This window comes from Limnohabitans sp. (assembly GCF_044361645.1).
Classification (GTDB): domain Bacteria; phylum Pseudomonadota; class Gammaproteobacteria; order Burkholderiales; family Burkholderiaceae_C; genus Limnohabitans_A.
Map to the genome: position 1 here is coordinate 1 of NZ_JBIKIL010000177.1, position 5,631 is coordinate 5,631.

Genomic DNA, 5,631 nt, shown 5'->3' on the forward strand with positions numbered 1-5,631 from the left:
ACGAGCAGCCGGGCATCTCAGTCCGGGCACCGGCGGCGCCGAAGTTGGCGTAGTGGCCTTCCTTGATCAGCTCGCTCTCGTCCATTTTGGTCGGTGGGGCCACCCACAGCTTGACCGGGATGTCGCGCTGGCCGCCCAGCAGCTTGGCGGCAGCGCGGAAGTGGCCGATGTTGGTCATGCAGCTGCCGATGAAGGCTTCGTCGATCTTGGTGCCGGCGACTTCAGACAAGAACTTGGCGTCGTCCGGGTCGTTGGGGCAGCACAGGATCGGCTCTTTGATCTCGTTCATGTCGATTTCGATGACGTGCGCGTATTCGGCGTCTTTGTCGGCTTCGAGCAACTCGGGCTTGGCCAGCCAGGCTTGTACCTTCTCGATGCGGCGGGCCAGCGTGCGGGCGTCGGCATAGCCGTTGGCGATCATGTTTTGCATGAGCACCACGTTGGAGTTCAGGTATTCCTGCACCGGCTCTTTGTTCAGCTTGATGGCGCAACCGGCGGCCGAACGCTCGGCGGACGCGTCGGACAATTCAAAGGCTTGCTCCACTTTCAGGTCGGGCAGGCCTTCGATTTCCAGGATGCGGCCGGAGAACTCGTTGATCTTGCCGGACTTGGCCACGGTGAGCAGGCCCTTCTTGATGGCGTACAGGGGAATGGCGTGCACCAAGTCGCGCAGGGTCACGCCGGGCTGCATTTCACCTTTGAAGCGCACCAACACCGACTCGGGCGCAATGCCCAGTGATGACGAAATCAGGCAGATTCTCAGCGGCCCAGGGACCAGCCACGGGCTGAAAAACGCGCTCACCGCGGCGCTCGATCGCGATCCGGTCGACGCGGTCAACGACGCGGAACTGCTGGCCATGGTGCTGGGGCGCCGGGCGGATCAGGTTAACTCGGCCGCGATGGCCGATCTCAATGCTCAGTGGGCGATTCATCGGTCGCGGTATGACTGACACGCACCCCACGCCAATGGATAAATGCAGAACTTTAGTTAAAATTTAAGGCGCTTCGGGATGATGATCCGAGAGATGTTGATCACCACATGACAAGTAAGAGCCATGACCATCGTTCAAGTCGAAAGCGCCGAGCAACTCAAAGAGATGCCGAAGGAGTATTCGGAAATCCTCAAGCACATGCTTTTGGCACACACCGAAGGCGAACTCAGTGGGGCAGATGCTTACCGCGAAGGGCTGGCTTTTGCACCCAACGCGCGCGAGCTCAAGGTACTTTACGAGTCGGCAGCGGACGAGATTGAGCATTACATGGTGGGCGCTCGGCTGCTGACCGATATGGGCATTGACGCTTCGTACATGTTGAAGACGAAGGTCGAGGACCGATACCACTACCCCAGCCAGTTTATGGCGGACTACACAAATTGGGCAGAGCGTGGCTTGACATCGATGCTGGCCGAGTCGGCGGCGCTGGAACATCTGGTCGAGTTTCGCGAAAGCAGCTACCGGCCTTTTGCGGCCATCGTGGACAAAGTCATTGCCGAAGAGTCTGTGCACATCAGCCACGGGCGTCGCATCGTGCGTGAGATGTGCGAAACCGAAGAGGGGCGGCAAGCCTGCCAGAGCGTGCTGGATAGAAAATGGGGCCAGGTGCTTGATTTGTTCGGCTCCAGCACCTCCAAGCGTTCGGAGCTGTTCCAGAAGTGGGGCCTTCGGCAGCGGTCCAACGAAGTGGCTCGCCAAGACTGGATCATTCGCACACGGCCCAAGCTGGCAGACATGGGCTTGAATGCGCCGGCTGATCATGTGAACCGCCAGTTCATGTGAGCCAGGTGGTGCCATGAAATATTTTGAAGACTTTCAAGTTGGTGAGTCTAGGCAACTCGGTGAGCGTTTGATGAGCCGTGAGGACATCATCGAATTCGCGATCAAGTTCGACCGGCAAACCATACACATCGACGAGGTGGCCGCCAAAAAGACGATTTTCAAAGGCCTCATTGCCAGCGGCTTGCACACCCTTTCAACAGCGGCGTCTATCGTCGTGGACGAGTACCTGCCGGACACCGCCATGGTGGGTGGCGCGGGCATGAACAACGTCCAGTGGGTCAAGCCCGTGCGCCCCGGTGACCACATCGCCGTCAAGATAGAGGTCGTCAGAAAACCACCCCATCCCAAAACTTCCATCTTGGGCGTCATCACAACGCGCCAGACGGTGACCACCGACGACGGCAGCGTCGTTATGACCGGCGAAGTCGACTACCTCTTCGGCCGGAAACCAGCCTGAACGCTGGACCGTGGCATTCACGGCCAACCCGTTACGTGATTTTTGATCGTCAAACGGCAACATGAAACAACAGGGAGGCAGGTATGTCAAAACGACTCATTGGCGGAAGCGCCGACATGAGCGAGCGATTCGCTGCTGTGGCCCGGTATTCCAAAAAGATCCGGGCATCCGAGTACATCCTCAGCAACGCCTGCAATATCCGATGTGAAGGGTGTTGGTTCTTCGATTGCGGGCACGACACGGCCACGAAGGAAGTCAAAGACCTTGGGCTGATCCGCGAGTTCATCGCGCAAGAAGTCGCCAGAGGGGTGAACACGGCCCTGCTGATCGGCGGGGAGCCGACGTTGTTCCCGCTGCGCATTGCCGAATACGTGGCGCAAATGGAGCGGGTCACGATTTCCACCAATGGCCTGAAGCCGTTCCCCGTGGATGGATTCGAAAACGTTGCGGTGGCAGTGACTTTGTTTGGAGGCGGGCCGACCGACGACAAGCTTCGGGCGATTCGCCCGAATGGGACGCGGTTCACCGGCCTGTTCGAGACGGCATTGCGTAACTACCATGCGGACCGGAGGGCGCACTTCATCTACGCCATCAACGAGGAAGGCATCGACCACATGGATGAAACGGTGGACCGCATCGCACAGAACTGCAACGGCGTCACCTTCAATTTTTACTCGGCCTATGGGACAGACGACCCGCTGCGCATCAGCCCACAACCGCGACTGCTGGAGGCTGCGCACCGTGTGGCCGAAAAGTACCCCGATGTTTGCACAAGCCCGAAGGTCTACATTGACGCCATGATTACCGGCAAGACCTCATGGGGGGAGTTTGGCTATGACGTTTGCCCCAGCATTTCGGTGGATCACCCGGTCCACAAAGAGCGCTTGGCCAACGGTAATCCGGCCTTGGATAAGTTCAACGCCTGGGCACCGGATCTCAAGACAACGCAGTTTTGCTGCACATCGGGCAAGTGCGAAGGTTGCCGCGACAGCCAGGCCGTGTATTCCTGGTTGCTCAAAAGCGCTGCGCGCTTTGCAAAATCAGACTTCGGGATTGAGGGCTGGGTCGAGCTGGCGGAATCCTATTGGTCACAGTTCGTTTGGAGCCCTTATTTCAAGGCGAAGCGGCAACCAACAAATGAAAATCAGAAGCGGGTGATTGACATCCTGCATGCTTGATTTCACCTTGAAACTTTGATTAGAAAAACAATGACAGCAACCGTCGGGCCTGGATAGATGATGGCTTGAGGCGGACCTTGCAGCGCTTTCATCCTACCGAATCACGGGGCCGGTGTTGAGCCCGGGCGTCTGACCTTCAACCATGGATAGGAAATTCAACCGCTCAGGTGAAATATAGCACCACTTGGGGGTCACCACGCCACTGAACCAGGTCGTTTTGAGCCGTCGCTGAGGGTCCGGAACCCGAGGTTTTCCGGCATTTCTCCATTCCCAGCAGTGACAGGCGCAACCCTCCCCCCGCAGCGTTGGCAAAACCGCTGTTGCCCCCCTACCAACTGACGCGCTGATCGCCCTCAAAGTCCGGTGCCACTTAGGCCGCTTCGTCCCAATCGGGCGCAACGTCGACACCCTGGCCCATCTGCGCGTCGCACCCGTCCCACAGCGGTGGCCCACTTGCCGGGGTGATGCGCGGTGGCTCTGCATCCACCCCGATGTGGTTCAGTATTTGGCGGATGTCTGCACCGTGTGTGATGAAGGCGATGATTCGCATTTGCCCGCCGCAAATGGGGCACAACAAAGGAAACACCTCGTAGAAGCGAACGATGAGCACCGCCCACAGGTCATGCGCCGGGCGCTTAGGCTTCACCGGCTCGGCGGGCTCGGGCTGGGTTGGGAGTGAGTTGCCTGCCCCACGTGCGCCCTCGCCTGCAGCCGTGCTCTCTGGCTCGGCTTGCACCTGCGCCGCTTGCACCACGGCATCTTGTGCCAGCGCCGTGACAGCAGGCCTCAAGGGTGAGTTCGGTGCCAACACACCAAAGTAACGGTGGCGGTGGGTGCGCGGTGATGGCACCAGGGCCGCAATGCGATCAATCAGCTCCAGCGGCGTGAGCGGGATCTCGTCGACCTTTGCGCCGCGCTTGTTGTCGGGTTTGCTGCCCGGCTCGCTGTGTTGTTTGGCGCAGCGGTAGGCCAACTCGCTGCCCGCTTTGCGCAGCCGCGCCAGAGCAAACGGGGGCCGCGCGCAGTAGCGCAGCAGCCGCTCCAGGCCCGCGCGGTCGTGCGCAGCTATGCACACGCTGGCGTCTACCGAGAAGCCGCTGTGCCGGTAGGCCAGCATCTCTTGGGCCTCGAAATCCTCCAGCAGGCCCCGCCCGACAAAGGCGCGCAGGATGCGTTTGCGCAAAGTGGCCTGGTTGCCCATGCGCAGCGAGCAGCCGAGCGTTATTTGGCAGGATGACCGTATTGTGCTAACCTTTAAAACATGAGCGCTCTGCTGTCCCCCATCGTTTCCGAGTTCGAGACCGAAGAACAGGAATCAAGCTACAACCTTTGGTTTCGCGCCAAAGTTGAAGAAGCATTGCACAGCAACAAGCCACGTTTGCCACACGATGCGGCCATGGCAAAGGTTCAGACCATGCTCGAAGAACGCCGCAAAGCCCGTGCAAACAATTCGGTGGGCTGACGAGGCAACCACCGACTTGGTGGAAATCATCGATTACATCGAGCAGCGCAACGCTCCGGCGGCGCAAAATCTTTACGCCACCATCGTTCAATCTGCCGAAAATCTGCCGCTCATGCCGTATTTGTTCCGGCCCGGTCGCGTGGCTGGCACCCGTGAGCTGGTTGTGCATCCTAATTACATTGTGGTGTATCAGGTCGGCACCGATGTGATTGATATTTTGCGTGTCTTGCACTCTCGCCAAGAATATCCCTAACAATAACGGATCGCTGATCGTTTGGGCGGCGCGAGCGAACCCTAGCCATGCCTCGTCATACTCGGCTACGGTTTGAAAAAACCTGTGCTTGGGTGGAATGAGTTGTACCAGGTGGATTCATCGGGGGCGGGCTTGCATGCTGCTCAACTGCTCCGTCATTTGCAATCACCGCCTGCACCTGACATCACCCCGCTTGATCTGCTCAAACAAAACGGCCCCGGAATCGCTCCCAGGGCAGTTTTTTTCCGTCTCAGCGAATCAACGCCGAGGCTCAGGCGCTCACGCCCTTGGCATTTTCCACGTACTCCTCGATCTGATCGAAGTTCAGATACTTGTAGATCGCTGCGCCGTCCTGGTTCACGATGCCCATGGCAGCGTGGTATTCGGCCACCGTCGGGATGTGGCCCAGCTTGGACGCGATCGCAGCCAACTCGGCACTGGCCAAGAACACGTTGGCGTTTTTGCCCAAGCGGTTGGGGAAGTTGCGCGTGCTGGTGGACACCACC

General features: G+C 58.9%; 7 protein-coding genes and 2 pseudogenes. 6 read left to right on the forward strand and 3 right to left on the reverse strand.

Features of this window, described 5'->3' with window-relative positions:
• Positions 1-724: pseudogene (locus tag ACIQ39_RS18345) on the reverse strand (aconitase family protein); the annotation flags it as partial.
• Here ACIQ39_RS18345 and ACIQ39_RS18350 point away from each other — a divergent pair.
• The 4 genes from ACIQ39_RS18350 to ACIQ39_RS18365 all read left to right on the forward strand — a co-directional run bounded on the left by ACIQ39_RS18350 (position 699) and on the right by ACIQ39_RS18365 (position 3,410).
• The gene (locus tag ACIQ39_RS18350; RefSeq protein WP_396436031.1) at positions 699-950 is read left to right on the forward strand and encodes a hypothetical protein; all 252 of its coding nucleotides are present in this window, start codon (positions 699-701) and stop codon (positions 948-950) included. The pseudogene ACIQ39_RS18345 and the gene ACIQ39_RS18350 sit on opposite strands and share 26 nt — an antisense overlap.
• A 105-nt stretch (positions 951-1,055) precedes the next feature.
• Entirely contained in the window at positions 1,056-1,775 is a 720-nt protein-coding gene (locus ACIQ39_RS18355) for a Phenylacetic acid catabolic protein (protein WP_396436026.1), read from the forward strand.
• A gap of 13 nt (positions 1,776-1,788) precedes the next feature.
• Entirely contained in the window at positions 1,789-2,232 is a 444-nt protein-coding gene (locus ACIQ39_RS18360) for a MaoC/PaaZ C-terminal domain-containing protein (RefSeq protein WP_396436027.1), read from the forward strand.
• A gap of 83 nt (positions 2,233-2,315) precedes the next feature.
• Entirely contained in the window at positions 2,316-3,410 is a 1,095-nt protein-coding gene (locus tag ACIQ39_RS18365; protein ID WP_396436028.1) for a radical SAM protein, read from the forward strand.
• A 370-nt stretch (positions 3,411-3,780) separates the two neighbouring features.
• Here the strand turns inward: ACIQ39_RS18365 and ACIQ39_RS18370 are convergent.
• Positions 3,781-4,602, reverse strand: a pseudogene (locus ACIQ39_RS18370) (transposase); the annotation flags it as partial.
• A 69-nt stretch (positions 4,603-4,671) separates the two neighbouring features.
• Between ACIQ39_RS18370 and ACIQ39_RS18375 the strand changes: the two are divergent.
• On the forward strand, positions 4,672-4,872 hold the full coding sequence (locus ACIQ39_RS18375; RefSeq protein ID WP_296291299.1) for a stability determinant: 201 nt from the start codon (positions 4,672-4,674) through the stop codon (positions 4,870-4,872).
• Positions 4,873-4,891: 19 nt separating this feature from the next.
• Positions 4,892-5,125 carry a type II toxin-antitoxin system RelE/ParE family toxin gene (locus tag ACIQ39_RS18380; RefSeq protein ID WP_396436030.1) on the forward strand — a complete coding sequence of 78 codons (234 nt, stop codon included), beginning with the start codon at positions 4,892-4,894 and terminating at the stop codon, positions 5,123-5,125.
• A 271-nt stretch (positions 5,126-5,396) separates the two neighbouring features.
• On the opposite strand, the gene ACIQ39_RS18385 is transcribed toward ACIQ39_RS18380, so the two are convergent.
• Positions 5,397-5,631: hypothetical protein (locus tag ACIQ39_RS18385; RefSeq protein WP_396436029.1), on the reverse strand; the 235-nt coding region annotated here is incomplete at its 5' end.

Coding starts and splice junctions, on each gene's coding strand:
- ACIQ39_RS18355 (WP_396436026.1), top strand. CDS start 1,056: ATGACCATCGTTCAAGTCGAAAGCGCCGAGCAACTCAAAGAGATGCCG.
- ACIQ39_RS18365 (WP_396436028.1), top strand. CDS start 2,316: ATGTCAAAACGACTCATTGGCGGAAGCGCCGACATGAGCGAGCGATTC.
- ACIQ39_RS18375 (WP_296291299.1), top strand. CDS start 4,672: ATGAGCGCTCTGCTGTCCCCCATCGTTTCCGAGTTCGAGACCGAAGAA.
- ACIQ39_RS18360 (WP_396436027.1), top strand. CDS start 1,789: ATGAAATATTTTGAAGACTTTCAAGTTGGTGAGTCTAGGCAACTCGGT.